Here is a 25,330-nt window from a genome sequence, read left to right as displayed (position 1 = left end):
CTCATCAAATCAATTTTCTTTTCCATAAAAAAACCGGATCTAAAATCCGGTTTCATTTATTTTTATTTATTTGAATATTCAAATTTTCTCACAGCTTCCAGTGTCATATCAATCTCTTTATCCTTGATGGCATCACTGATGAAATATGTTTCGTAACCGCTTGGCGGAAGGTATACTCCATTCTGAAGCATCTGGTGGAAGAAATTATTGAACAATGAATGATTAGCTTCCTGCGCTTCATCAAAGTTGGAAACACTGCTGATGTGGAAAAATACCGACATCATAGAACCTTTTCGGTTGATTCTGTGAGCGATTCCTTTTTCATTCAGAATTTTCCCTATTTCAAAATCCAATGTTTCTGTTGTTTTCTCCAATCTGCTGAAAAATTCAGGGTCATTTTTAATAAGCTGAAGGGTTTTTAATCCGGCTCTCATTGCTAAAGGATTTCCACTTAATGTTCCCGCCTGATAAACACCACCTTTTGGTGCAAGATGATCCATGATTTCATTTCTGCCAGCGAAAGCTCCTACCGGAAGCCCTCCTCCGATTACTTTACCGTAAGTCACCAGGTCTGCTTTTACATTGAAAAGTTCCTGCGCTCCTCCGAAAGCTAATCTGAAACCTGTCATTACTTCATCAAAAATTAATAAAGTTCCGTTTTCGTCACAGATTTTTCTCAGATTCTGTAAGAAATCATTTTCTGGCAATACACAGCCCATATTTCCTGCAACCGGCTCTATAATTACCGCTGCAATTTCTCCCTGATTGTGACGGAATAAATCCTCAACCTGTTCGAAATCATTATAACGGGCTAGCAAAGTATCTTTTGCAGTTCCGGCAGTTACTCCCGGAGAATTTGGGTTTCCAAATGTAGCAGCACCACTTCCTGCCTTGATCAGGAATGAATCCGAATGCCCATGGTAGCAGCCTTCAAATTTTACAATCTTATCTCTTCCTGTATATCCTCTTGCCAGTCTTATGGCGCTCATACATGCTTCTGTTCCTGAAGAAACCATTCTGATCTGGTCAATATTAGGAACATTTTCAATGATGAATTTTGCAATTTCTGTTTCCAGCTCTGTAGGTGCACCGAAAGAGAATCCTTTCTCTGCCTGTATCTTCAGTTCTTCCAATACTTCAGGATGCGTATGTCCTAAAATGGCTGGCCCCCATGAGTTGATATAATCGATATAAGTATTATCATCTGCATCGGTAAGGTAAGCTCCTTTTGCCGATTTCATGAAAACAGGCACTCCTCCTACGGATTTGAATGCTCTTACCGGAGAGTTTACTCCTCCCGGAATGTATTTGTAGGCTTCATCAAATAAAGCCGAACTTCTTTGATATTTCATATATACTTAGTTGCTGTTGACAGTTGCTGGTTGGCATTTAGCTGTCAACGGTAGACTCTCAACAAAAAAATTAAATTAGTTTCGTGGTTTTTTGTCTATTAAATAAATAAGCTGTCCAGCAGATGGCTGCTGTCCTTCATCCATCCTGTTTTTAGCATATAATTTATTTAACTTGATTCCGAATTTTTGTGCGATATCATGCATATCTTCTCCGTATTCAGCTTTATAGGTGGCTGTATTTCCGGTTGAATTTTTAGACTCAAGGAAAACGATGTCATTTTTCTTCAACGTTTCGTTTTCAAGCTCATTCCATTTCATTAGTCTGCTTTCGCTTACTTTGAATTTGTTGGCAATGAATTTCACATCGGTATCTTCAGGAATGATAATATATTTCAACCCGTCATTCGGATGACTTTTGATCAGAATAGAATTAAGAATTTCAGCTTTCGTTTTAATTCTTTCTACTCTTTTTTGCTGTTGTGCATAAGAAGTCTGTTTGTAAGGAACTTCAACGGTAACCGGTTCTTTCACTTTTCTGGTTGCTTTTGAAGGTTCCAGCTGTGCCATGAAAGTTCTGTCGTCTTTCAGATCCGGATACATTTTAAGAACAGCGTACAATACTTCATTAGAATTGGTATTGTCGTATTCATATAATTTATACTTTTCAATTTTGGAGATAAGAATGGAAGCATAGCGCGGGTTGGTAGCATATCCTGCTTTTTTTAAGCCGGTTGCCCACGCTCTGTAATCTTTCATATCCAATTTGAAAAGGTTAGCGTAATATTTTCTTGTGGATAAAAATATAGAATGGTCTTCATAAGACTGTCTTGGATCGTCGTACACACGGAAGCATTCGTTAGGTGCATCATCGGTATGTTTCATCGTTCTACCGGTCCAGTCTTCTTTACATTTTATACCGAAGTGGTTTTTACCTTCCTGTGCCAGTCTGCTCTGCCCGCCTCCGGTTTCCAGTAATCCCTGGGCAAGAGTGATAGAAGCCGGAATTTTGTATTTTTCCATTTCTTCTACTGCATATTTAGCAAACTTCTGAATATACTGATCTTCGGTTGCCCAAGTCTGGGCTGAAAATTTTGATAAAACTAAAAGGCTTATGGATAGAAAAAGTCTTTTCATCTTATATTTTTTATTGTTTTAAAATGAAAGATGGAACACTAAATGTTTCATGTTTTTCAATTTTACTTATATAATTAAATTTCTATTCTGTTTTTCCAACAGCAGATTAGCTCCTTCAATTCCCTGTAATCCACCAGTGTGAAAGCACAAAATCTTACTGTTTTCAGGAAAATATTCTTCTTCTATCAGTTCAAAAATCTTCTCCATCATTTTCCCTGTATAAATCGGTTCCAGAGGAATACCGTATCTCTCCTTGAAATCATTGATAAAACGGACGTTTCCATCACTTATTTTACCATAACCTCCAAAACATGAATTTATTAGATTAAAATTCTGTCTCAAAGTTAATTCAAAAATTTTATTTTCCAGAGAAGCATCGTCAACAGCTTTAAATCCTATAACTTTCTGATTCTCTTCACAAAATTTTGAAATTCCAGCAATAGTACCTCCGGTTCCAACTGCGGTGCAAAGATAGTCAAAATCTTTTGTTTGTTCGTTGAGCATCATTTTTACCCCTTCCACAGCCTCTTTATTGGTACCTCCTTCAGGAACTATCAATGCCTCAGGAAACTCCTGCTGAAGGAATTCCGTGAGTTTTTCTTTGTGACGGTATTCTTCGCGGGTGACAAATTTCAGGTTCATTCCATTTCTTTTGGCAAAAAGTAAAGTTGGATTGTCCCGCCATTTATGCTGCAGTTCTTCTCCTCTGATGATTCCTAATGTTGGAATGCCAGCCATACTGCCTACTGCGGAAACCGCTGCAATGTGATTGGAAAAAGCACCTCCAAAAGTGATGATATAAGGATTATCTGGATTTCTTCCCAGATAATGATTAACATTGTGAAAGAGTTTCCAGTATTTATTCCCTGAAATTAACGGATGAATCTGATCTTCCCTTTTAATGAAAAGCTTTACGTTTTTATGAATTGGAATTTCCTTGATGGAAACAGGTTCTGTGGGAAGTTTTAATAGCATTTCAGTTTTACGAATCAGAGTTTATTCTTTACAAAAGTAGGAAAAGATTTAGTGTTGTGACAATTTGTTGTGTTTATCGTTTTTTTACCACAGATTACACGGATTTCTACAGATGGTTGTTTGATACTTCTTTAAGTTTTGGCTAAAGCCGGATGAATTTTGATTTTTTGATAAAAGGGCTAAAGCCCATTCCTATTGAATTATACAGTACTGCAATGCCAAAATATTCAGGTTATCTTGATGTGAAAGATCTTAATACTTCTGTCATTACAAAGAATAAATCGGAAGCCAGAATCCAGAAGCCTGAACCCGAATCTCGCAACCCGGAACTCCAATGCATCATGCCCTTATTCTAAAGATATTTCCTGAAGTTCCAGAATTTTCTTTTTCTGAGATAATTCAGGTTGTTTTCATTAGCATAGGCTTCTCTTTCAAAGGAGATTCTTCTGTAGGCCAGATATCCGTCTTTGAGTTTAAAAAACCAGTAATAGTATTCAATACCATAGAAAATATAGAAGAAAATGATGAGCATTTCCAGTTGCTGGCGTAAATGAATTTTTTCGTGATTGATCAATACATTATTTTCCTTATCTTCGGGTTTCCTAATGAAGATAAAGGGAAAGAGAGCGATGCCATTAATTTTTAATTTTTTTAAAGGCTTTTGGCATACAATTATCATAGTAACAAATATAAAAAGTTTTTTGACTAGCATTTAACTTATGGCCCATTATGACATCAAAGAAGGTGAAGACTTCTACTATAATGAACAGGGGTACAAGGTTTTTACAGAAAAATTCCATCTGAAAAGAGGATATTGCTGTAAAAGCGGCTGCAGACACTGTCCTTACGGGTACGATAAAAAGACTGATACATTCATTAAAAGTGATAAAAAAAATAAATAAAATGAAAAAATATATTTTTATTTTGTTGGCATCTGCTACATTAGGCTTAACTTCTTGTAGCCCTTTTCAGGTACGTTCAGATTATGCTGAAACCGCCAATTTCAATTCTTATAAAACATATAAAATAAGAATTGATGATCTGAAACTGAATGATATTGATAAAGACAGAGTACTGAATGAACTGTCCAGACAGCTTCAAAGCAAAGGACTTCAGTCCGGAGAAAACCCTGATCTGATTATCAACGTAAAAGCAAATCATAAAAAAATCACGGATATCAATTCCTCTTCTCCTTACGGAATGTGGGGATGGGGCGGACCATTCGGATGGGGTGTCGGCATGAGCAGAACATGGACAACCAATTATAATGAAGGTGCACTGATTGTTGACCTTATTGATGCAAAAAGCAACAAATTGGTTTGGCAGGGTATCGGAAGCGGAATTTCTGTAGATTCTCCAAAAGCGAAACAGAGACAAATCCCGGAGATTATGGCTGAGATTATGAAAAATTATCCGCCACAAAGAAAATAACATTAATGTCATCCATTATATAGCCGGTACGTTTTGTATCGGCTTTTTTTATGGATAAAATTATTAAGTTTTAAGTTTTGGCTAAAGCCCACCTCTATTGAATACAGATACAGATATTTAACCACAACATCATTCATCATTCATCATTTATCATTTATCATTCATTTATCATTTATCATTTATCACTTATCATTCATCACTCATTATGTATCGCATACAGTGCATTTAAAATTAACAATTTTGTAATTTTTTATTCACAAAAATTGTGGTATTCTTGCTGAAACTTTATACTAAATATTAATTATGAAAAAAATCATTTTATTTTCTGTATTTGCGGGACTTGCCCACGCCCAGGCTCCTGCAGGATACTACAATTCTGCCAACGGACTGAGTGGTGCAGCACTGAAAACTGAATTAAGCAGCATTATCACCAACGGACATATGGATAAAGGGTACAGTGGGCTTTGGACAGCTTATAAAACCACTGATATCGATAAGGACTATGAAAATGACGGAACCATCCTTGATATTTATTCTGAAAGACCAGCAGGTAGTGATCCTTATACTTATACTCCGGGATCTGATCAGTGTGGAACGTATTCTACTGAAGGAAATTGTTATAACAGAGAGCATATTGTTCCTCAAAGCCTATTCAATCAAGCTTCGCCAATGGTTGCGGATATTCACTTTATCAGAGCTACAGACGGGAAAGTAAATGGAATGAGAAGTAATTATCCTTTCGGAAAGGTGGGAAGTGCTTCATTTACTTCACTGAATGGCTCCAAGCTTGGAACTTCTGCTTCTTCAGGATATTCAGGAACTGTATTTGAACCGATTGATGAGTTTAAAGGAGATGTGGCCCGTATGATTTTCTATTTTGTAACCCGTTACCAAAGCAAACTTTCAACATTTTCATCAGGAAATATGTTAGGAAGCTCTACTTTTCCGGGACTACAGACCTGGGAACTTAATGTTCTACTGGCATGGCATAATCAGGATCCTGTTTCTCAGGCTGAGATCAAAAGAAATAATGCTTCATATACTTTCCAGGGAAACAGAAACCCGTTTATCGACAATCCAAATTATGTTAACCTTATCTGGGGTTCTCAACAGCCCTCAGGTGACACTCAGGCACCTACTGCGGCAACAGGTCTGAATGTTTCAGGAACAACTTCCAGCAGTATTTCTCTTGCATGGAATGCTTCTACCGATAACGTAGGCGTAACAGCTTATAATGTTTATATGAACGGAAGTCTGCAAACTACGACAAGTTCGACTTCAACAACCATTTCAGGGCTCACTCCTTCTACAACTTACAGTTTTTATGTAGTAGCGAAGGATGCCGCAGGAAATTCATCATCAAACAGCTCAACAATTTCCGGCACTACTAATTCTGGCGGTACTACTCCGGGTACCAGCTGTGCCAATGAAAATTTTGAAACCATTCCTGCAGCCAGCTCTACCTATACAACGAGAACGTGGAGCAACGGAGGTACTTCCTGGACAGCAACGGATGCAAGAACAGACCAAACTATTAACAATAAATCGATTACGGTAAGAAACGGTTCTTTAACTTCCGGAAGCTCTGCAAACGGTATCGGATCTTTAACGGTAACTACGCAGCTTAAATTCTCAGGAACCAACGGTACTTTTGATGTAAAAGTAAACGGAACTACTGTAGGAACTATTCCTTACAGTACTTCAGTTACAACGACGACCATTAACAATATCAACATTTCAGGAAATGTAGTGGTAAGTCTGGTTAATACTTCATCAAGCAACAGAGTGGCTATTGATGATCTTGCATGGACATGTTATTCCGGATCAAGTGCAAGAATGGCTCAGAGTACAGCTACTGAAACTACTTCTAACAGTTTTAAAATCTCTCCTAACCCTATCACCAATCAGGAAATCTTTGTAAAAGGAGATCTTCAGAAGGTAAGAAAAGCGGAGATTTATAACCTTCAGGGGAAAACTCTTCAGACGATTGATCAGCCTTTCAGAAATGGAAACTCTATTAAAACAAGAAATCTTGGTCAGGGAGTTTATATTTTGAAGCTGGATCAGGTAACGATGCAGTTCTTAGTAAAATAATTCAAATACTGATTTGATATAAAAATGCCGGTTCTTTTTGGACCGGCATTTATTTTTTTAAACTCTCGCAGATTTTACTGATTGAGCAGATCTTTGTAACGCAGAGATTTTATTTTTCTAATGTTTTATTTTAGAGGACAAAGAGGAATCAGCAAGCTGATCTGGCTAAGCAAATGGTTTAATTTCTTTGCTATATTCTTTTAGTTCAGGGAGATTTTATCCAGGTCCGGATATCCTGACCCTTTCAGAAGGTCTTTCCATTCTTTATTTTTGAATACGAAGAGATTACAACGGTATTCGTCCGGTTTATTATCTATTTTGGTTTCACAGTAGTAATAGAGCATATCCCTGTTTCTCCAGATGGCAACTTCCTGTCTGAATTTATTATGAGTCTGAATGATTTCATTGTCTTTAACTTCAGATTCAAAACCTTCGCGGATGGTATCAAAGCTAGGTTTCTGAAGTGTTTTATTCAGATTATCCAGAAGTGCTGTTTTTTCGTGTTCTGTATAGATATCAAGCTGATACATTCCCAATTCATCTTCTTTTTCATTAGCAAGCGGGCCGATTTCCTGATCTACTTTTCCAAAATGCAGAAGGACTTTATTGGTATTTTTATTATTTTTTCCTTCTAAATCTATCCCGTTGAAATGTAATAATTCTTTTGATGAAAAAGCCAGCTTTTCATTTCCGATCAGCGTAACGTCAGTGGTACGTACAGCATCCTTAGCCGTTGCTCCGGCAGATTTTAAAATTTCATTGATATTTTGTCCTACAGCAATTTTAGCAAGATTGAAGGGCTCTGTCTGAGTACTTCCCTGTGTTTCAACAAAAGACTCAGTCTCTTTATTTTTCTGATGTCCGCATGAAGCAATTGCCAAACAGACTATTGGTATTACTATATATTTCAATCTTTTCATAATGTTAGTGTTAGTATGCAGTTATCAATAATAGAACAGAAAAAAAGTAATTGAAGTATCCGGAGATGCTTTTTTATTTATTGCTTTCTATTTTTAAGCCCTATATTTAGTTCATATACTTATACCATGGAGACGCAGGAGGTGTTGGATATTTCAACCCAAAAACTGCGTTATTACGGTAAGCTTCTTTTGTCACAGAAATGTACTTATTTCTTATTTTCCCATCATCTTCAATGGATATACTTAATATGGAATAATTTTTCCCGTCATCCCAGAAGAAAGAAGTAGGAAATGTAAAGGAATTTTTTTCATTTTGATTCCATGACACTTTTTCCGGAGAAAGTTTTTTAAGCTTTTCAAAAATAGGTTTTACCAGTTTGGGATCTACCGTGGCTTTATCTGTAATAGAAGCAGTAGGATTTCCATTCTTTTTTACTATTTTTTCTACAAATTCCAGAGAAGATTTTTCGGCAGCATTGGTGTCGAGAGCTCCTACTTTTCCTTTGTATACTGTAATCCTTGTACCCATGGTATTATCTAATGGTATATTTCCGTAGGTTATTCCTTTGTTTTCATCAGCATAATATTGAATGATATCAGCTTTTGCTCCATCTTTCAGAAATAAGTCTTTGTTTTCAAAATCATACTTCTTTGCATCCTCCCCTAATGAAACTGATGACAGGTCAAATGATTGATTTCCACAACAGATATTGATCAATACTACAAAAATCAATACCAGCACTCTTGCTTTTTTCATCATGCTATATTTTTCTAAAATTACTGATTTTGTCTTTCCTTAATTATTTTAGACCAATCACTAAACATTTTGGTAATAGTATTGGCATTGATTAAACTGAAAACAAACATTCCCGTAAGTATCGTAAGCCAGCAATAGGCCAGTTTCACTCCATTTTTATCGGTAATAAAGAAAAGGATAAATATGGTCAGTGTTCCTATTATAAATGTAAAAAGCAAAGTATACATCAATACATGAATGATGTACATATTGAATTTCAGTTTTCTAAAGATCCATCCTATCACTGCTATCGGAATAAGCAGCAAAATGGGTACTAACATCGCTCCGAAAATGGTTGCTTCCGGGTAAGCAACTATTTTGCCTTCTAATCCGAAAAAAGTATTAAAACTGAACCCCGTCATACTGTTTTTCTTCGTTTGTAATTTCCAGTAACGTTTTGTCTTTATAGCCTAACATTTTTGCCAGTATCACATTGGGAAATTCATGAATTCCAATATTATAAAGGTTTACACTGTCATTGAAAAATTCTCTTCTGTCTGCTATTTTGTTCTCCAGATCGGAAATTCTTTTCTGCAGTTCAAGAAAATTATTATTAGATTTCAGTTCCGGATAGTTTTCTGAAACCGCAAAGAATGAAGAAAGCGCTTTTGAGGTTTCATTGGCAATCTCGGTTCTCTTATTGGCATCAGTACTGTTATTGTAAAAAGTTCTGAGCTCTGTAAGGCGGGTAAGCAGCTTTTCTTCGTAGTTCATAAAGTGTTTGGCAACGGTGACCAAATTGGGAATTTCATCCGCACGTTGTTTCAGCACCACATCAATATTGCCGTATGCTTTGTCAACGTTAAATTTGAGCATGACCAATTTGTTGTACAGATTGATCAGAAAACTTATAACAACTACCCCAAGCAGGATAAGTAATATGATAGCGACCGTCTGATTCATTATTGTGTAAGTATATAAATAATTATTAAAAGGATGATGGAACAGGTAAACATAAATGACCTCAGCAAGGGCTGGTATTTGTTCCAGACTGTGATTCCTGAGGAAGAAGTAATACCGAGTATTTTATAATAATCGTCTTTTCTGATGAAAGGTACTCCGTTTTTAGAATCGGCATAGCCTACCAGCAGCATCTTCTGACCATCTTTTAAAAGAGTTTCTTTGTACCTTTTACCGCCGTAGCTGCTTACATTGGTTTCTTCTAATAAAACCAGCTCTATTCCTTCCGGTTCTACTTCTATGATTCCTGTGTCATCTTTAACCCGGAAGATATTGCATTTCGTTTCCCTGTGAATGGTTCTGTAACTTTCTTTTCCGTCTGAATCTCTGTCAATATCTTCAATGGTATAATAATATCCGATGCAGGCTTCATTATTTACTGGTGAAAATAAAGGATTCATCATCTTTAAAGTTCCTTCAATCTCTGCCAGTCCTTTTGCTACAGAATTGATCTTAGAGGTAGGTAGTGAGGATTGCACGCGTAAAAAACGTTTTGAAGCAGTAGGCTTCATTAAAACAATAAAGATGAAAACAAAAAAAAGTAAAGGAAAAAAAACGATTGCTTTCTCTGCGTAACTGTCATAGTTATTGGAAATTTCAGAAGCATATTCATGCAGCGGCATTCTATCTTTGAAAATAATCCACAGAATAAAGTAAATAAAGCCTGCAGCTATTATTCCTAAAATACTATATGCAATGTATGGTTTTCCTTTTTTTACTTCCATCTATTTTGTTCTAAAATCTGGTGGAAATATCTGAATTTTGCTTCAGTATTTCTTTCTTTTAAATATTGCTATATAATCTCAAACTCATCCTTCCCTTCTGGGATATAAAATGTTATGGGCAGAACTAATTCCTCCTCACTTTCCGGATTTTCAAGGCGTAATGCAGACATCATATCTGTACATTTTAACGCGGCCAACTTTCCAAATGCTGAATATTCTACCTGAATATCATCCGGAAGGCTCTGCGCTTTGTATCCATTCTGCATATCCGAAATGATACTCTGCATCCTGCCTTCTGCCTGGCTTTTGCTAAGATACATGGCTACAGCGTTATTATTTTCTCTTTTTTGATATTGTGCTATGAACGAACTGTAATTGCCGCCATTAATCAGCTTTATAATTTCGTTATACTTTCTGATTAGTTTTTGTTTAACGTCGAACTTAGCGTCTTTAAGGTTCATTCCGTTCTGCCATGCCTCCAATTTATAAGGTACATCTGCTTCAAATGTACTTGCGTGTCCTATAAAAGGTATGTTTTTATCGGGCTTTTTGGTAAAATATTCATCAAACTGTTTTACAAAAGCATATTCTCCGGAAGCCATATCATAGAGATTCACTCTGTATCTTATGTAAGAATCTTCGTGTAACTCCTGATGCCCGTCCATGGGAAGACCTTTCACTTCAATCGTTTGTTTACCTCCTTCCAGAATAAGATGATTGATGGGAAAATCTGATCTGGTCTGTCCCTCAATACTCAATGAAATTAATTCCACATCATTAATTTTGATCTGAAATGAACACATTACCGCACTAAAATCTATTTCGTAATAAGGTTTCATTTTTTATTTTTTAGGATAAGCAAGGGTAAAACTGTCTAAGATGGAGAAAGTGCCGGCATCTGAAGAATTCTCCACTCTGGTTCCTTTCTTTACTACAATCAGTTTGGTATTGGTATATTTTGTATTGTCCTGTGTCAGTTCCTGAGTTTGGGTTAAAAATATCCATTTATTTTTAGCTGATGCATCCCAGAAGTAAGCAGCTCCTGTTTTATCAGTGGATCTTTTTTCCGGGTTACCATAGGTTTTAGTCAGATAATCAATCAGCTTTTTCCCTTCGTCTTCTTTAGCAAGGTTCAGTATAAATCCGAGGTATTGATTATTCTGGTAAGAGTTTACAAAAAGCGCAAGGTTGTTATTGGAATAATCATATCCTTTGGGTACGGTATATTCAGAAAATGATACAGTTCCCAGCTTATAGTTTTTAACATCGGCCTGTTTATATGATAATAATCCGTAATTGGCTTCTGTTTCTTTTTCTCCCTTCGTAATATTATCCGATACTTTTTCATCAAATTTTAAAGATTCCAGATCGGTTTGTCCGTTGCAGGACACAATAGCCAAAAAGCTAAATAATAAGATAAGATTTTTCATTGTATGAATATTAATCATTTTTAATCAACGGAATATTTGCACTCATTCCAAATAAGGACTCTAATTCTTTTATCACATCAAAAGGAGGAATTACATTTTTAAAATCCCCTTTGGCAATTTCATATTTTCCATTTCTGCTTTCCTCCACTTTATGTTTATTTTTTGCAATTTTAATAGCAAGACCTACACTTATTGTAACTACATATTGGGCATCAAGGCCGTCAAATCCGAGAACAGGACGGTAATAAAGTCCTTTTTCATCATAGTTGATACCATGTCCATAGGTTATGGAAGCACTTCCGGATGCTGATGCTTCAAAATAAGCTTCTGCTTTTATAACAGCCAGTGAAACTTCTCCCTGAATTTTTACTCCTACTTTCAATTCCAATTTAAGTTTACTCTTACTTGAGACTTTAAATTCGGAATCTTTGAGTTTTCCTGCCGTATTAAATTTAAATTCGGATTCCACTTCTATCGTACTGGAAATAATAAGATCCATAAAGATATCAACAGATGCCTTGAAGCCTGCATTATCATTCCCTACATCTATTCCGGATTTCAGTTTTCCCTGAATTTCCTGATACAGCCTTGTGACTCCCGGCGCAGCTGTTCCTCCGCTTACCGCTCCGGAAATACCAAATACCAGGGCTCCCAGAAGATCAACTGTCATTTCCAGACCAATCAGCGGATTTGCTTTCAAACCTATAGCTACATCTGTACCAATAATGGCATTATTATCTTTAGGATGCTTTAAAAGCCAGTTACCTGACAATTCCATATTAGGAGGTTTCACAGCAAAGCTTACTGGAATCCCTTTAGGAGAAATGGAGCGTACTTTTCCTTTGGCCTGATTAAGAACTCCATCTGACAATGCTCCTATGGCAGCAAATGTATCATATATTTTTTTAAACTTGGTTTCGTACTGATATTTTAATTCTTTTTCCTGCTTATCATTGTTCCATTTTGCCTTTAAACTGAATGCAAGTGAGGCATCCTTTTGCTTCCATCTTTTTTCTGCTCCCATTTTACCTGCTCTTTTCTGCAGTTCTTTATGCTCATGGGGATCCATATTCATCCACTTTACGCTGAGATCATTGGTAAGGTTCAGTGTAAAACTCAATGTCCAGCTGATATCCGGATAGGCTTTTATCAATACTGTCGTCCTTTTCTCATTGCTATAATATCTGCAGGTATGAACATGCAGATGAAACTGATTCGGATTTGTCCCTGCAGGCCAGATATATTGTATAGGAAGAGCATTAAATTGAGATAAATCTGAATATACTCCATAAGTAAAGGTAGGTGTGGTAAATGTTTTTACCGTATCTCCTTTATCGATTGCCTGTCCTACATCTACAATCTGAATCTGTTTTTTATGTTTTCCTTTACTATCCCTGAAACACTCATTGGTTTGAAAACCTGTGACATCAATGATGAGGTTTTTCTTTGTAGAGACATCTGGTGCTGTTACTTCATAATGAATAGTTTGTGCATCATGAGCATTAAAAACAAATGAGATATCTACTCTGCGGTTATTTTCGTAGTCTTTCTCATTTTTGTATTTGATATTGTCTCTTCCCATTTTATCATCGGTAGGATCTACTTCTCCTTTTCCTACGGATATTATTCTTCTGGGATCTAATCCACCATCGGCAAAGAATTTTTTGACAACGTCTGCTCTTCTTTGGGAAAGTCCTTTATTATAATTTTCTTTTCCTATCACACAGGCATAGCCGCTGAGATTCATGGTAGCATCTTTATGTTCCAAAAGGAATTTGAGTACATTATTAAGAATAGCAACCCCATCTTTATCAATGACTGTGGAATCAAATTTATAATAGATTGTTCTCTGAATATGTTCCTGTAATGCAGCAGATTTTATCAGTTTAACACCATTCCCATTGTCAAAAACTTTAACGGTTGTATTGCTGGCTTTTCCGTCCTTAGTTTCATTTTCAGTAATCTTGATCACTTCAAATTTGCAGGGCTCAAGTCTGACAGAGTTTACATCCGGCTTATATACTTTGGTTGGTGTCTGGTTCTGAGCACCGTTGGTATTGGTAGTGGCTACTTTATTTTTAACATTCAGATAGATGGCATGAAGATCATCACCCAATTTATCTTTGATATATTGTTTGGAAGCAACATCTTTCACTTTAACATAGAATTCCTCTACATTCTGGATATTGTCTACAAAGGCCATCCAGGCAAAGGTGTTTTCTATTTTCAGATTGACTTCACCATCTATTACCTGTACATTGTTGTAGGTATGTACCAGTTTATCTGCCTTGGCTGTCTGCTGATTCCAGAGTTCGATACTGACTGTATTTCCATTAAGCCCTTCTGTCACGAGGTTCAGGTGAACAATATGTCCATAGGAAATGTAATCAACTTTTTTATTGTTTTTGATGCTTTTGCTGTTTTTCTGCGTAGACCATTTGCTGCTTACAATTTTAGGTTCACACCAGCCTTTTACATATATTCCTGTATCATTTTTGGGATCTCTTACTCCTGAAAGACTGGCTTCAATATAAAACTGATAGCTTCCGCAGTACTGCTTACCAATTAAAAATTTATATCCGGTAGCAGAGGTGATCTGATTGATGATAATTTTTTTGCTGCTGTTCTGTCTCATCCAGGTCAGCGGTTTCTTTTTGTCTGCATCTGTAGTGCCCGGCAGCCATTCGTCCACACCGAACTGCACCCACTGATCCGGTTTTATGGTAATTCTTTGCCCTAATACAGACATTTTTGGGTAATACAATCCGCTTACAACTTTTATTTTTTTTACGCCTTTTGCCATTTTCTTATCATTTAGATTGCACCATCCTGCCCTCCTCCTGAAGGCTGTTCGTTATACATTTCTTCAGAATCTACCAACGGATTGATCTGCTGCTGAACATCTTTATCGGCATTTTTAAAGTTCTGCTGGCTGGCTTCCGCTCTTTGCCCGTGGTCTATAATCTCGATGCAAGGCGTTCCTGCAACAGCACATACGGCTTTGCTGTCTTCCACAATAATATATCCGCCATTGCTGAGTTGTACTTTATCATAAAATTTCTGCCATTCTGTAACCATAATTTTGCACGGCGGCGGCGGCACTCCCATTTTGGTACAGTTTCCGAATGTATTTTTTTCAAATGTGGCGGCTCCAATTTCTTTCGTGGTGACGATCAGTTTTTTGGAAGCGCTTTTATCATTGGCATATTCTTTTTGATGTGTAAGTACTTTCAGCTTGTCCGGAACCTGCCCGAACTGGCATTTGCATAGGGCGCCCTGTACTACAATATGTTTTTCTGCCATATTAAATTTATCTTTAGTGAAGTGGTAATTTAGTTTTCATCAATTCCTGAAACTGATACTGAAATCTTTTTCTCTTCCTGCAGCATGATACTGCATTCGAGGTAAAGAGATTCCGGAAGTGAAGTTTCTCCTTTCAGATAGCTTATGAGTCTGAAATGTCCTTCTTCATTCATCACAGGGTCGTCTTCTATAATCAATGAAAAAGGTGATTTTCTTATAAAATCATCAATATTTCTTTCTTCATATAATTTTCCTGACCCTTCTATGGTAATCAGGCCTGTTTCTCCTTTCACCGGATCTGTTTCCAGTGTCAATTTGTAGCTGGGTTCAATTGCATTGTCTACTACAGGAAAGGTTGTTGTCATCTCTGTTTTAAATTCCTTTCCAAAACTTTGATATATTCCAAAAAATAAAGCACGGACGAAGTAATCATTTTTCAGGTAAAGACTGATCGCCTCAGGCTGGCTGATTACTTTTTCAATCTTTTCACAGTACTCACTTACCGTTTTGCCTTCAAATTCTTTATAGATCTCTTCTTTTATAGCTGGCCATCTTTTTGAAAAAGCCTCAGCATTTTCTACTCCTTCAAATTGACCATGTTCATCTGTACTGATGTGTAAAGGGTATAAAACTTTAGAAGTTCTGTAAGCCAGCAGATCTGCAATTTCATTCACTTCTTCTTCATTGAGATAAAGCTTTGATGTTCTGTCTATCTCAAAAAAATGATGTCCTTTTTCTGTTTTCAGCCACCGAACGGATACTTCATATTTTAATTCACTTTTATGTTCTCCTTTTTCAATGGTAATAACTACGCTATATCTTCGCACTGAAGTTTCCGGCTGAAGAGTAAGGCTGTTTCCTCTTCCAAATTTGACTAAAATGTTTTTATCTGCAACAGCAGTTCTCGGAACAAAAAGCTCTTTCTGCCCGTTAAGGTTAATCAGGATCATATCCTTAACAGCGCAGTGGTTATTATGGAAGAGTTTTAATGCATCTTTATCAAGCCCGTACAGTGAGGCTATACTTTTTAAAGTTTCATCTTTCTGAACGGTATGTATATTATATTTCTGCATAAAAATGTTCCTGCTTCAAATTCTTTTTTGGTATAATACTCTTATTTAAATGTTTAATGGATAACCCTTGTTCTGTTGGGTCTCGGATCCATTCCTATTTTTTCTCTTCTTGCAGACCAATGAAGGTACTCATGACGAAGCTTTCTTAAATCGTCCTGTTCCTTTACTTCTTTCTGATAAGCTGCCTGACGGTGTTCCGGGATTTCATTTCCTCCATAGGCATCCCTAAGCTCTTTGTAATGTCTGAAAGAATAAGGTTTACCGTCTCCCATGACGTAAGTTCTAAGACGGTCTTTTATTCCTATTAAAAACTGATCATTCAAAATGGAATATTTATCATCCGTCATCTTTTTTAAGGTGATAGGAAGATTTTTATCAATGCCGTATTCTGCCATAAAATGCAAAGGGATATAACTAAAAGTCTTTACAAGATCACGTGAACCTCTTAACGACAAATAGAATCCGGGGGTAATGGTGAGCTCACCTTTATGATACCATCCTTCATTTTCAAGCTCTGTCTTTAGTGCTTCTAATTTGCTGCTGGTAGTCCATGATGTTTCAACTTCTTCCCATGTTTCATTTCCGTTTTCATAAGCTCCGCCTACGTCACAGTGTACACCAGGGAATGTTTTTTCAGTTCCGATATGTACTCTTGTCAGGTCAAAGTTTTCTCTGTGTTCATCGGCTGCAATGAAGTGAACTACAGTCTGGGCTTTTCCAATTTCATTCAGGCTTAATTCTTCTACGTCATTGCTGAAATTGGGTACTGGTGACAGATATTTTGAATAGGAAGAAACAGTATCGTAGATTCCCAGAAATCTTACTTTTAAGACATCTACCTTTAATCCTGCTTCTTCGAGCTTGAGGCCAAGGTGCCCCCATTTTGGAAGTTCTTCAGAATCAACACTTTTCCCGTCATCATCTGAATAGGTGGTTACTGAAACAGCTTCGTTTGCGACGGTGCGTGAACTGGCTTTATATTTTGCCTTTCCTATTTCGTATACAAAATTACGTGCGGCAGCAGCTCCACGGCTGAATCCGAATACATCGAAAGTAAGTACCGCAATTTTATCAGCTTTCTTTTCAGCTTTAAGGGTTTTCACCTTTTTTACAATTTCTTCGCAGCCTTTTCTCACTTTTGATCTGATTCCGGTTTCCCCTGTTCCGAAAGCATATCCCAAGGTAGCATCTCCTTTTTTATCTTCTGTACCAATTCCTTCTATATAAATACCAAAGTTTTTATCATAGTTATCCCACATGCGGGCTACATTACTCCAGTCATTGTTATAACTGGTATTGTCTTTAGCTCCTCCACCATGTTTTTTATGGGCATCTGTTCCCTTTTTTCTTTCGTCTGTATTGGTTTTATTATTCAGGGTTCCGTCAAAAAAAATCCCAATGGTAATATCCAGTACTTCCTCTTTGGATACAGATGGTGTATAACTTCCAAATTGATTGTTGTGCATCGTTCTTGTTTTTAAATTGACTGATTGAATGCTATTATTCTATCTTTCGGGATACCCTGATTTTTGCTTTGGTAACGGCCAGCTTTTCTTTTTCAGATTCTAAAGACACTAAAACTTTGGTATTATCTTCGTTGACTTTAATGGTCAGATCAATGTTTTTGTCTTTTCCTGATTTCTGAAACAGATCAAATATTTCTTTGTCATCAAAAGCGTCTATCCATACTGCATACCTGTTGTTATTTTTATCTTTCCAGTAAAAACCACAGAATTTTGGTATAGCTCTGCTTTTGTAAATATTCTCTTTTAAACTTTGGTCAAAAAGATTTTCCTGCTCTCCATTATAATTGGTAAAACCAAAATCGATCCATGTGGCTCCTTCAGGAAGAATCACAACAGGTTTCCAGTTGTATTTCTCTCTGTATACGTTATAAATATCTGCTGCAGGATAGCCTTCTTTTTCAATTTTCTCACGAACTTCCGGCTTGAATGTCTTATAAGACGGATCTTTCAACATTCTTTCTGCAAAGCCTTCCTTCAACATATACTGAGCATTATCGTATGCTTTTTCTTTGGTGATAATGGTATCATGAGCCTGAAAAGCACCTACTTCTTTCTGGTTTCCCGGGCCTTTCATCCAAAGCACAACTCTTCCCTGGGGAGCTAGTCCCACCACAAAGGAGTTGTAGGTAGCTTTCTTTTTCGTATCCTGATCTACAAATCCTTCATTAAAAAGGCTTTTAATCTTTTCTTTATCCAGATTCCATTTTCCAGTGTAGAATTTATTTTCTACCAGAGAATACCATGTGAATTCCAGTTCATGAGGCGCATCCATTCTTTCAGTATTGACGTTCATGGTGCCTCCTTCTTTTCCCCATCCTGTATTCTGTGTTCCCCAGATGGCGTCAAAGCCGTAAGTAAAATCATCGGCAACAATAGCACCTTCATACACTTCCATCGGGTATTCCTGCGGTGCAGAAACGGTTCCCAGCCAACTGTATTTTTCTTCCATTTTTTTATTCTGACAATTCGTTAATGAAAAACACCATATAAAAAGAATCAGCAGGTTGTACTTACTTATGGCCATGGGACATAATCTTCTTGTTACTTGCTAAAACCAGGTTATCTCTGTGTGCTTCCACATTGATTTTCTTTGCTATTTTCTCAACCTTTTTTCCTACACTCAGATGGTAAGAATCCTTAACTGTTATGCGCAGGTTGGTTGCTGTTTTGATGATCGCCATATCAGAAAAGTTTTGATTTTTCAGCACTGTTGAACTCTACAATCTTTCCGCTCTGCATGGTCATATTTTCCAGTTCGCTGAACATGGAAATTTCCCCTGCTATTTCATTGGATGTTTCAGATTGTCTCTTGAATTCTTTTTCAATCATTTCCGTTCTGGTGTCGGAGGTTTCCGTAATATCTCCCGAAGCGGTTAATTTCATGTCTTTTCCTGCGATGGAAACAATATTATCGTTTGCTGTACTGGTAATACTTGCTCCTGCTCCTATTGAAATTTCTTTTCCTGCAGTGATATTGATATTGTCGCCTGCATTTAAAGTAAAGTTTTTAGGTGCTTTCATGCTGATATTACCCTGTCCGTCCATGTAATAGGTATTACCACTCGGATCAAGAATGGTTACACTTCCTTCTTCGTCATTCATGAGAATCCTGATTCCACTTCTGGTCTGTATAGACTTAAGATGATTGTTAACGCCACCTCCCAACGCTACGCCTCCATGGAACATTCCTCCCATTACGAAAGGTCTGTCCGGATGGCTGTGCACAAAGTTGACCATCACCTGATCCCCCACTTCCGGAATCGCTACATACCCACGGTTTTGGGTAATTTGATCGGTTCCTCCGGCATCTGGGCTCATCATACGGATAAAATGAGTGGTATCATTGGTCTGCCAGTCAAATCTTACCTGTATTCTTCCCTGTCCTTCGGGATCCGTATTGGAAATTACGGTGGCAGTTTGTGGCTCAGCTTTCGGAATGATGTACTCAGGTTTTGGAAGAAATCCTGTATCTGCTGCTATTCCTACGAAGCTTCCTTTGTAATGACCTATTGTGTCAATCTCATGTTCTGATTCCGTAATCATTATCCTTGTGAAATAAGAGGTTTCATTAGAATCCTGTTTACGCATCTGGACATCTGCTACGCAACCCGGATGAAGGAAAGGAACTGTTGTATTTCCTGAAACAGAAAAAACATTTACCGCTTCGCTTCCAGCTGCACTTTTCTGAGAATACTCCACGTCTAAGTGTGTAGTTGCTTTGATGGGAGCTATCTGCAGAGCCGGAGTCTTATAAATAGTTTCGTTATGACTGTATGCTGTTTTTGCAAGATCACTTACATGTTTGATGGGTGTGGAACCGGACGTCAGCTTTTCATTTTTATTACTGTTGTAACCGTAAAATTGAGGTTTTGTATGTACTGCTTTCAGCTCAACTTTTATTTCATTGGCACTGCTTCCATAGGTAAGCGTAATGGGTTTATTCTGAGCAGGCAGTTTTCCGAAATGTAAAACTTCACCATCATAGTAAAACTGTTCACCATAAGCTTCTGCCATCCTTGCCAGATAGTTATAATGGGTTTCATCATACTGGCTGCTATAGATAATCTGAGAGAAGTTATTGGCATCTACTCTGACATCAAATCTGCTTTTATCAATTCCCTGCTTGATTACCTCTTCAGCAATGATTCCTACATTCACAGGCTGGTTTCCTCCAAAACTCTGAATATGCGGTGCACCGTCAAGAAGGATGGTAGGGCTGTAACCTGTAAGCACAATATTTCCTAAACTCATATGTTCCTGACTGAATCCCACTCCGGTAATTACTCCTACAAAGGTTCTTTCCGGACTGTTGTCAATATCTTTATAGGAAATAACGGCTGTAAGTCGCTTTCCAAGGAATTTATTGGCTTCTTCCAATGAATGGGTCTGTCTGTCTCCCAGAGTATCGTGTGCCAAAGTCAGCGTAAATTCGTGATGACGTCTGGTACTTTGCTTAAGCTTGAAATGCTTGTAGTACTTGATAATTTTCCCTTCTATGACAAGAGAAAGTTTTACCAGACGGTTGATACCTGTGTGATGGTTTTCGGAAATACCATCTGCATTCTGCGTCGGACGAAAAGACGTCGCTTGTGAGTTTCCAGGTGTATTTGACATATTTTTAGTGATTTGATTAGTTTTCTAAACGATTATTCAACAGAAAGAGAATTTAAAAATAAAAACAAAAGATCCTGCAGAATATAGTCTTAGGTAAAAAAAGACCGTCTTATAAGGACAGTCTTTTATTTCTTGCTCATGAAAGACTTAGCTCATTGGCCAAAGTCCGTCATAAGATGAATTTCCATAGGTAATGCTTTCAGCACTTACTACGAAGCTGATCAGCATATTATTACTATCAATGGCATCGAAGTCTACTTCATGCTGGATTACATATCCGTTTTCCCACTTCAAAGAGATCAATGTTCCTTCTTCGTGAGATTTATTAAAGTTGATTTCTCCGCTTGTTGGTTTATATTTACTGTTTAATAAGCTTTCTAACACATCAGATTTTTCTGTTGCTTCAATTGTTACTTTGATCAATGCGTTTGACGGATCAGATGCTACACGTCCTGAAACATCTGTAGATCTTGACACGCTATAGTTAAGCTTTAACAACTTCTGACCTTCACCTCCATTGAATTTTAAGATTCCTCTTGAATTTCCTGCCATATTCTTAAATTTTAATCATTAACGACTCTTCCCTGATATAGGATTTATATAACAAAGATAGAGTTCATGTTCTAATTTAAAAAGTTTTTAGGCCACTGTTTCAGAAATTGTAGTAGTTCTACGACATTTTAAAATTCTACCCAACAAAATAATACAGGAATTTTAATCTATTAAATCATGCTTTATGTTAAAATTTTTCTACACAAACTCCCATTAATCAATACAAGGCAGAAGGATCAAAACAAAAAAAACACTCACAACCAAACACTTAAACTCTTATCTTTTCATGGTTAATAATGTTTATATATATACCCAACTACCATAATAATAAGATTAATGATCACTAAAATCATTAAAATATTACCATATTTTCTTTTTTTATCGATGAAACTCACGCCAAGGATCAAAAAGAATAACAATAAGGTGTATACCGCCGGATACATTTGAAAAGCTTCTGAAAATTTTCCTTCAAATACCAATACGATTGCTCTCTGCGCACCACAACCGAGACATTCTACCCCTAAAAACTTCTTACTGGGACAGGTAAGCATAAAATCATTGATATCCATTTCTGTTGTTTTTACAGACTATTACGATCTTTAAGTAGAGATTTTGGCTCTGGTATACTGGTGTGGGAAAAAGCAGTCTTCTTTCATTTCAAAAGATCCCTGAACAGCAATATAAGGATTTCTCAGAATCTCTCTTGCTACGAAAATAAGATCGGCATCCCCTTTCTGAAGAATTTCTTCGGCTTGTTCTACCTTGGTAATCAGTCCTACAGCTCCTGTCTTCACTTCAGCCTCATTTCTCACCTGCGAAGAAAAAGGAACCTGATAACCTTCGAAAACTGAAATTTTCGCTCCATGAATATTTCCACCACTGGATACATCTACAAGGTCTACGGAATGTTCTTTTAGAATTTTCGCCAGTTCTACACTGCTATGAATATCCCAGCCATTTTCAGCATATTCCGTTCCTGAAATTCTTACAAAAAGGGCTGTATTTTCATCCAGCTCTTCGTTAACAGCATCTACAATTTCGATCAGAAACCTGATTCTGTTTTCAAAGCTTCCCCCATATTCATCTGTTCTGATATTGGAAAGCGGTGATAAGAACTGGTGGATCAGATATCCGTGAGCTCCATGAATTTCGATAATATCAAAACCTGCTTTCACAGCTCTTCGGGCTGCTTTCTTAAAATTTTGAATGATATCCTTCACCTCATCCGTACTCAATACATGCGGAATTCTTTCTGTAGGGTGATAAGGAATAGGGCTTGGTGCCACCGTTTCCCAACCTTCTTCCACAGGAATCTGTATATTATTCCATGTTGACCCTTTTCGTCCGGCATGGGCCAGCTGAATTCCTATTTTACTTTCTGAATTTTTGTGTACAAAATCAACAATTCTCTGTAATTTGTCCGTCTGTTCATCATTCCAGATTCCCATGCAGTGATTGGTAATTCTTCCTTTGGGTTCTACTCCTGTAGCTTCTACCATCAAAAGACCTGTACCGCCCTGCGATCTGCTTCCGTAGTGTACAAAATGGAAATCGTTAGCTTCTCCGTTTTCACATGAATACATACACATAGGTGACATGACCCATCTGTTTTTTAACTCTATATTCCTAAATTTTATTGGTGTGTATAACATTTTTAGTCTTAAAAAAATTGAACTTTTCCCCAGGAGAATAAAATATTGCCCACTTCATTAAAAAGAACTAATTTTACCCCCCTTTTTTAGTTGACAATATATGAAAAAAGACATACAGATCAGTTACGAATATTTTAAAAATAGCAGTGAGCTGAGCGATATAGAAAATACATTATTTGAAAGGGCCAAAGCGGCTCGTGAGAATGCATATGCACCGTATTCTCAATTTTTGGTAGGATGTTCCGTATTACTGGAAAACGGAGAGATCTACTCCGGAAACAATCAGGAGAACGCAGCCTACCCATCCGGACTCTGTGCCGAAAGGACTACTCTTTTTTGGGTAGCAGCCAATTTTCCGGATGTGAAAATAAAAAAGATTTTCGTTGTGGGCGGACCGAAAGAATTCCATGAGAAAAACCCTCCAATTCCCCCTTGTGGAGCATGCCGTCAGAGTCTGATTGAATACGAGACCAAGCAGAATGAAAATATCGACCTTTATTTTTCGAGTATGAATGAAGAGGTTGTAAAAGTGCATGCAGTGAAGGATCTTCTTCCTTTCTATTTTGATTCTACGTTTTTGTAACCAAGTGAAACCTGATTTTTAGCTCCTTGCCAAGGTTTGAATCATTGACACTTCGCATTGATTAGTCGTAAATGAGGGTTACAGTTAAAGGATATAATAAACCTAACAGGTTTTGGAAACCTGTTAGGTTTGTACGGTAAAGAATAAAGAATTGAATACTATAGAAGCCAAGAATCAGCATAAAAAAGACTGTCTCCTGTAAGGAACAGCCTTTCTTTTTTTATTCTTCAGATTCTACATCGTCATCTTCGTCTTCGTACTGCTCCAGATAATAGCTGAAACTAAAATCTTCCACTTCTTCTTCAGCATCTTCCAAGGTAGTCAGCAAGTCTTCAAAAATCTCAAGCTGATCTACAGTCATGTTGACGAATTCTAAATGGAGCGGCATTTCCATATCTCCGGTGATCGTATCAAAAAGTGCATCAAGATTATCGCCAAACTGCTCAGGAAGCTGAATTTTCTCCTTTAGCTGGGCGTAAAAATCTTCATAGTCACCTATGTCCGTAAAATCTATATATACTGTCTTCATATTGAATTAAATTTCCAATTTTTATTGATTAAAAAAGTTTTGCATTTTTTGCAAAAATCCGTTTCTTCATTGGTAGGATTCTTACCTTCTGCATCTCTCATAAAACACATTTTTTCCGGGCAATGTGGCAGCCCTTGTGTATGGCCCAACTCATGAATGGCTATTTTGTAAAACTGCTCATCCCGGTTTTCTTTACTCAGTCTGAAACTTGAAGCCACGCAAGCTTTTCCTGGTCTATACCCCAACCCCATGATTCCAAAGTCTCTGATCTTTCCTCTGGTAGCACTGATATCCTTCGCTGTCAGACCAATTGTGACAAAACCTTCTTTTGTTTCTTTATTCAAAAACTTAATGATTGAATCGGCTCTATATCGGTTTCTCTCTTTATAATAAGTATTTTCAGGAAATTCTATCGCATCCAGAACTTTAACATTCGGGTATATATTTCTTATTCCTTCGGCTACTTTTGCTACAGTTTCCGGTTTAATATCTTTAAATGGCTGTATGAGTATTGTTACGGCTGGTTTTGCTGCTTTTTCCGCTATCATATTTTTCTTTTCTGAACATGAGTAGGTCAGAATCAAAAGAATAATAAAGTAAAAAAGTCTATAATTTTTCAAAATTAAGATTTATAATAATTACAATGTAAATTATACATTGGTCATTGCTTTTCAAAACTTTTATAGTGGTTTTTGGTAAGATATACATCACCATTTTGAGTGTAGATGATACGGTCAGCATTTCTTCCACCACAATGATAGTTTACATCTGCTTCAAAGTATCGTTCTCCATCCGGCAAACGTCCTTCTCTGTTTCCGAAATGATCTCCGCCAATAGCTTTTCCGGGAAGTACATCACAAAGATTTCCTTGAGAAGGATTCCAACCCTTTTTTCTTGCTTCCTTTTTAGTGATATAATAATCCGGAAGCTTATGATTTTGCTTTACATAGCTGATTACCGTTTTCTCTTCTGTAAGCTGGTCTATAGAAACCTGGACAGAGGAATTACCATCCGAAGAAGTACTGCCATAACTCAGCGTTTCCTTTTTTGCAGAACCTGACTGTTCTTTTTTATCTTCAATAAAGTTCCTGTAGACGTACATCACAGACATTCCGAAAAGAAGCCCCAGACATATAAAAAATACAGATCTTATTTTACCGTTCATACCTGTTATTTATTGT

Annotated in this window: 29 protein-coding genes; 5 read left to right on the top strand and 24 right to left on the bottom strand. The window is 37.0% G+C overall.

All coding sequences use genetic code 11. The annotated features are described in order from the left end of the window. Nucleotides 1-62: 62 nt before the first annotated feature. From hemL to A1704_RS13715, 3 genes are all read right to left on the bottom strand, one after another. On the bottom strand, nt 63-1,352 hold the full coding sequence (gene hemL, locus A1704_RS13725; RefSeq protein ID WP_062674274.1) for a glutamate-1-semialdehyde 2,1-aminomutase: 1,290 nt from the start codon (nt 1,350-1,352) through the stop codon (nt 63-65). Between the two features lie 75 nt (nt 1,353-1,427). Then, nucleotides 1,428-2,486: a glucosaminidase domain-containing protein gene (locus A1704_RS13720; RefSeq protein WP_062674272.1), complete on the bottom strand. Its 1,059-nt coding sequence runs from the start codon at nt 2,484-2,486 to the stop codon at nt 1,428-1,430. A 66-nt stretch (nt 2,487-2,552) separates the two neighbouring features. Beyond that, on the bottom strand, nt 2,553-3,461 hold the full coding sequence (locus tag A1704_RS13715) for a 1-aminocyclopropane-1-carboxylate deaminase/D-cysteine desulfhydrase (RefSeq protein WP_062674270.1): 909 nt from the start codon (nt 3,459-3,461) through the stop codon (nt 2,553-2,555). A gap of 152 nt (nt 3,462-3,613) precedes the next feature. On the opposite strand from A1704_RS13715, the gene A1704_RS13710 reads away from it, so the two are divergent. Further along, a complete protein-coding gene (locus A1704_RS13710; RefSeq protein ID WP_062674268.1) occupies nt 3,614-3,817 on the top strand; it encodes a hypothetical protein in 204 nt (67 codons plus the stop codon). Here A1704_RS13710 and A1704_RS13705 read toward each other — a convergent pair. Continuing rightward, entirely contained in the window at nt 3,814-4,140 is a 327-nt protein-coding gene (locus A1704_RS13705; RefSeq protein ID WP_062674266.1) for a hypothetical protein, read from the bottom strand. The genes A1704_RS13710 and A1704_RS13705 overlap by 4 nt on opposite strands. Before the next feature lie 40 nt (nt 4,141-4,180). On the opposite strand from A1704_RS13705, the gene A1704_RS13700 reads away from it, so the two are divergent. From A1704_RS13700 to A1704_RS13690, 3 genes are all read left to right on the top strand, one after another. Further along, nucleotides 4,181-4,363, top strand: coding sequence for a DUF5522 domain-containing protein (locus tag A1704_RS13700; protein WP_047434227.1), 183 nt, complete (start codon nt 4,181-4,183; stop codon nt 4,361-4,363). A gap of 1 nt (nt 4,364) precedes the next feature. Beyond that, nucleotides 4,365-4,892, top strand: coding sequence for a DUF4136 domain-containing protein (locus A1704_RS13695; RefSeq protein ID WP_047434230.1), 528 nt, complete (start codon nt 4,365-4,367; stop codon nt 4,890-4,892). Nucleotides 4,893-5,195: 303 nt separating this feature from the next. After that, nucleotides 5,196-6,986, top strand: coding sequence for an endonuclease (locus A1704_RS13690; RefSeq protein ID WP_062674264.1), 1,791 nt, complete (start codon nt 5,196-5,198; stop codon nt 6,984-6,986). Nucleotides 6,987-7,186: 200 nt separating this feature from the next. Here the strand turns inward: A1704_RS13690 and A1704_RS13685 are convergent, their stop codons facing one another. The 17 genes from A1704_RS13685 to namA form a co-directional block, all read right to left on the bottom strand. Further along, nucleotides 7,187-7,906 (bottom strand): hypothetical protein, encoded by a 720-nt coding sequence (locus A1704_RS13685; protein ID WP_123279365.1) that lies wholly within the window; start codon nt 7,904-7,906, stop codon nt 7,187-7,189. 106 nt (nt 7,907-8,012) lie between these two features. After that, nucleotides 8,013-8,666 carry a hypothetical protein gene (locus tag A1704_RS13680; protein ID WP_062674260.1) on the bottom strand — a complete coding sequence of 218 codons (654 nt, stop codon included), beginning with the start codon at nt 8,664-8,666 and terminating at the stop codon, nt 8,013-8,015. Nucleotides 8,667-8,683: 17 nt separating this feature from the next. Then, complete coding sequence (locus tag A1704_RS13675) at nt 8,684-9,064, bottom strand: hypothetical protein (RefSeq protein ID WP_062674257.1); 381 nt, start codon at nt 9,062-9,064, stop codon at nt 8,684-8,686. After that, on the bottom strand, nt 9,045-9,605 hold the full coding sequence (locus A1704_RS13670) for a LemA family protein (protein WP_062674255.1): 561 nt from the start codon (nt 9,603-9,605) through the stop codon (nt 9,045-9,047). Before A1704_RS13670 ends, A1704_RS13675 begins: the two co-directional genes overlap by 20 nt. Next, complete coding sequence (locus A1704_RS13665) at nt 9,605-10,387, bottom strand: hypothetical protein (RefSeq protein ID WP_062674253.1); 783 nt, start codon at nt 10,385-10,387, stop codon at nt 9,605-9,607. The genes A1704_RS13670 and A1704_RS13665 overlap by 1 nt, the downstream gene beginning before the upstream one ends. Nucleotides 10,388-10,455: 68 nt before the next feature. Then, the gene (locus A1704_RS13660) at nt 10,456-11,226 is read right to left on the bottom strand and encodes a hypothetical protein (protein WP_062674251.1); all 771 of its coding nucleotides are present in this window, start codon (nt 11,224-11,226) and stop codon (nt 10,456-10,458) included. Between the two features lie 3 nt (nt 11,227-11,229). Next, a complete protein-coding gene (locus tag A1704_RS13655) occupies nt 11,230-11,817 on the bottom strand; it encodes a hypothetical protein (protein ID WP_131797511.1) in 588 nt (195 codons plus the stop codon). Nucleotides 11,818-11,827: 10 nt separating this feature from the next. Beyond that, nucleotides 11,828-14,620 carry an OmpA family protein gene (locus A1704_RS13650; RefSeq protein WP_062674247.1) on the bottom strand — a complete coding sequence of 931 codons (2,793 nt, stop codon included), beginning with the start codon at nt 14,618-14,620 and terminating at the stop codon, nt 11,828-11,830. Nucleotides 14,621-14,631: 11 nt separating this feature from the next. After that, nucleotides 14,632-15,120: a DUF4280 domain-containing protein gene (locus A1704_RS13645; protein ID WP_062674244.1), complete on the bottom strand. Its 489-nt coding sequence runs from the start codon at nt 15,118-15,120 to the stop codon at nt 14,632-14,634. Between the two features lie 29 nt (nt 15,121-15,149). Further along, nucleotides 15,150-16,193, bottom strand: a complete 1,044-nt coding sequence (locus A1704_RS13640; protein WP_062674242.1) for a hypothetical protein — start codon at nt 16,191-16,193, stop codon at nt 15,150-15,152. A gap of 53 nt (nt 16,194-16,246) precedes the next feature. Beyond that, complete coding sequence (locus A1704_RS13635) at nt 16,247-17,659, bottom strand: phospholipase effector Tle1 domain-containing protein (RefSeq protein WP_062674240.1); 1,413 nt, start codon at nt 17,657-17,659, stop codon at nt 16,247-16,249. Nucleotides 17,660-17,693: 34 nt separating this feature from the next. Continuing rightward, nucleotides 17,694-18,668 (bottom strand): DUF2931 family protein, encoded by a 975-nt coding sequence (locus A1704_RS13630; RefSeq protein WP_062674239.1) that lies wholly within the window; start codon nt 18,666-18,668, stop codon nt 17,694-17,696. A gap of 61 nt (nt 18,669-18,729) precedes the next feature. Beyond that, nucleotides 18,730-18,900, bottom strand: coding sequence for a hypothetical protein (locus tag A1704_RS24500; RefSeq protein ID WP_156106421.1), 171 nt, complete (start codon nt 18,898-18,900; stop codon nt 18,730-18,732). A gap of 1 nt (nt 18,901) precedes the next feature. Next, the gene (locus A1704_RS13625; protein ID WP_062674237.1) at nt 18,902-20,833 is read right to left on the bottom strand and encodes a type VI secretion system Vgr family protein; all 1,932 of its coding nucleotides are present in this window, start codon (nt 20,831-20,833) and stop codon (nt 18,902-18,904) included. Nucleotides 20,834-20,980: 147 nt separating this feature from the next. Next, nucleotides 20,981-21,385 carry a type VI secretion system tube protein TssD gene (gene tssD, locus A1704_RS13620; RefSeq protein WP_002977458.1) on the bottom strand — a complete coding sequence of 135 codons (405 nt, stop codon included), beginning with the start codon at nt 21,383-21,385 and terminating at the stop codon, nt 20,981-20,983. 290 nt (nt 21,386-21,675) lie between these two features. Then, the gene (locus A1704_RS13615) at nt 21,676-21,954 is read right to left on the bottom strand and encodes a DUF2752 domain-containing protein (protein ID WP_062674234.1); all 279 of its coding nucleotides are present in this window, start codon (nt 21,952-21,954) and stop codon (nt 21,676-21,678) included. A 30-nt stretch (nt 21,955-21,984) separates the two neighbouring features. Further along, nucleotides 21,985-23,037, bottom strand: a complete 1,053-nt coding sequence (gene namA, locus A1704_RS13610; RefSeq protein ID WP_062674232.1) for an NADPH dehydrogenase NamA — start codon at nt 23,035-23,037, stop codon at nt 21,985-21,987. 100 nt (nt 23,038-23,137) lie between these two features. Between namA and A1704_RS13605 the strand changes: the two genes are divergently transcribed. Further along, a complete protein-coding gene (locus tag A1704_RS13605) occupies nt 23,138-23,620 on the top strand; it encodes a cytidine deaminase (RefSeq protein WP_062674230.1) in 483 nt (160 codons plus the stop codon). Between the two features lie 220 nt (nt 23,621-23,840). On the opposite strand, the gene A1704_RS13600 is transcribed toward A1704_RS13605, so the two are convergent. The 3 genes from A1704_RS13600 to A1704_RS13590 form a co-directional block, all read right to left on the bottom strand. Continuing rightward, on the bottom strand, nt 23,841-24,149 hold the full coding sequence (locus A1704_RS13600) for a barstar family protein (protein WP_062674228.1): 309 nt from the start codon (nt 24,147-24,149) through the stop codon (nt 23,841-23,843). Next, a complete protein-coding gene (locus A1704_RS13595) occupies nt 24,146-24,697 on the bottom strand; it encodes a hypothetical protein (RefSeq protein ID WP_062674803.1) in 552 nt (183 codons plus the stop codon). The genes A1704_RS13600 and A1704_RS13595 overlap by 4 nt, the downstream gene beginning before the upstream one ends. A 113-nt stretch (nt 24,698-24,810) precedes the next feature. Next, nucleotides 24,811-25,314, bottom strand: coding sequence for a ribonuclease domain-containing protein (locus A1704_RS13590; RefSeq protein WP_062674226.1), 504 nt, complete (start codon nt 25,312-25,314; stop codon nt 24,811-24,813). Nucleotides 25,315-25,330: the final 16 nt, after the last annotated feature.

The sequence above is a fragment of the Chryseobacterium cucumeris genome (assembly GCF_001593385.1).
GTDB lineage: Bacteria > Bacteroidota > Bacteroidia > Flavobacteriales > Weeksellaceae > Chryseobacterium > Chryseobacterium cucumeris.
The sequence above is the reverse complement of the archived record's forward strand: the minus strand, read 5'-3'. Positions and strand labels throughout refer to the sequence as shown.

Coding starts and splice junctions, on each gene's coding strand:
- hemL (WP_062674274.1), bottom strand. CDS start 1,352: ATGAAATATCAAAGAAGTTCGGCTTTATTTGATGAAGCCTACAAATAC.
- A1704_RS13720 (WP_062674272.1), bottom strand. CDS start 2,486: ATGAAAAGACTTTTTCTATCCATAAGCCTTTTAGTTTTATCAAAATTT.
- A1704_RS13715 (WP_062674270.1), bottom strand. CDS start 3,461: ATGCTATTAAAACTTCCCACAGAACCTGTTTCCATCAAGGAAATTCCA.
- A1704_RS13710 (WP_062674268.1), top strand. CDS start 3,614: ATGAATTTTGATTTTTTGATAAAAGGGCTAAAGCCCATTCCTATTGAA.
- A1704_RS13705 (WP_062674266.1), bottom strand. CDS start 4,140: ATGATAATTGTATGCCAAAAGCCTTTAAAAAAATTAAAAATTAATGGC.
- A1704_RS13700 (WP_047434227.1), top strand. CDS start 4,181: ATGGCCCATTATGACATCAAAGAAGGTGAAGACTTCTACTATAATGAA.
- A1704_RS13695 (WP_047434230.1), top strand. CDS start 4,365: ATGAAAAAATATATTTTTATTTTGTTGGCATCTGCTACATTAGGCTTA.
- A1704_RS13690 (WP_062674264.1), top strand. CDS start 5,196: ATGAAAAAAATCATTTTATTTTCTGTATTTGCGGGACTTGCCCACGCC.
- A1704_RS13685 (WP_123279365.1), bottom strand. CDS start 7,906: ATGAAAAGATTGAAATATATAGTAATACCAATAGTCTGTTTGGCAATT.
- A1704_RS13680 (WP_062674260.1), bottom strand. CDS start 8,666: ATGATGAAAAAAGCAAGAGTGCTGGTATTGATTTTTGTAGTATTGATC.
- A1704_RS13675 (WP_062674257.1), bottom strand. CDS start 9,064: ATGACGGGGTTCAGTTTTAATACTTTTTTCGGATTAGAAGGCAAAATA.
- A1704_RS13670 (WP_062674255.1), bottom strand. CDS start 9,605: ATGAATCAGACGGTCGCTATCATATTACTTATCCTGCTTGGGGTAGTT.
- A1704_RS13665 (WP_062674253.1), bottom strand. CDS start 10,387: ATGGAAGTAAAAAAAGGAAAACCATACATTGCATATAGTATTTTAGGA.
- A1704_RS13660 (WP_062674251.1), bottom strand. CDS start 11,226: ATGAAACCTTATTACGAAATAGATTTTAGTGCGGTAATGTGTTCATTT.
- A1704_RS13655 (WP_131797511.1), bottom strand. CDS start 11,817: ATGAAAAATCTTATCTTATTATTTAGCTTTTTGGCTATTGTGTCCTGC.
- A1704_RS13650 (WP_062674247.1), bottom strand. CDS start 14,620: ATGGCAAAAGGCGTAAAAAAAATAAAAGTTGTAAGCGGATTGTATTAC.
- A1704_RS13645 (WP_062674244.1), bottom strand. CDS start 15,120: ATGGCAGAAAAACATATTGTAGTACAGGGCGCCCTATGCAAATGCCAG.
- A1704_RS13640 (WP_062674242.1), bottom strand. CDS start 16,193: ATGCAGAAATATAATATACATACCGTTCAGAAAGATGAAACTTTAAAA.
- A1704_RS13635 (WP_062674240.1), bottom strand. CDS start 17,659: ATGCACAACAATCAATTTGGAAGTTATACACCATCTGTATCCAAAGAG.
- A1704_RS13630 (WP_062674239.1), bottom strand. CDS start 18,668: ATGGAAGAAAAATACAGTTGGCTGGGAACCGTTTCTGCACCGCAGGAA.
- A1704_RS24500 (WP_156106421.1), bottom strand. CDS start 18,900: ATGGCGATCATCAAAACAGCAACCAACCTGCGCATAACAGTTAAGGAT.
- A1704_RS13625 (WP_062674237.1), bottom strand. CDS start 20,833: ATGTCAAATACACCTGGAAACTCACAAGCGACGTCTTTTCGTCCGACG.
- tssD (WP_002977458.1), bottom strand. CDS start 21,385: ATGGCAGGAAATTCAAGAGGAATCTTAAAATTCAATGGAGGTGAAGGT.
- A1704_RS13615 (WP_062674234.1), bottom strand. CDS start 21,954: ATGGATATCAATGATTTTATGCTTACCTGTCCCAGTAAGAAGTTTTTA.
- namA (WP_062674232.1), bottom strand. CDS start 23,037: ATGTTATACACACCAATAAAATTTAGGAATATAGAGTTAAAAAACAGA.
- A1704_RS13605 (WP_062674230.1), top strand. CDS start 23,138: ATGAAAAAAGACATACAGATCAGTTACGAATATTTTAAAAATAGCAGT.
- A1704_RS13600 (WP_062674228.1), bottom strand. CDS start 24,149: ATGAAGACAGTATATATAGATTTTACGGACATAGGTGACTATGAAGAT.
- A1704_RS13595 (WP_062674803.1), bottom strand. CDS start 24,697: ATGATAGCGGAAAAAGCAGCAAAACCAGCCGTAACAATACTCATACAG.
- A1704_RS13590 (WP_062674226.1), bottom strand. CDS start 25,314: ATGAACGGTAAAATAAGATCTGTATTTTTTATATGTCTGGGGCTTCTT.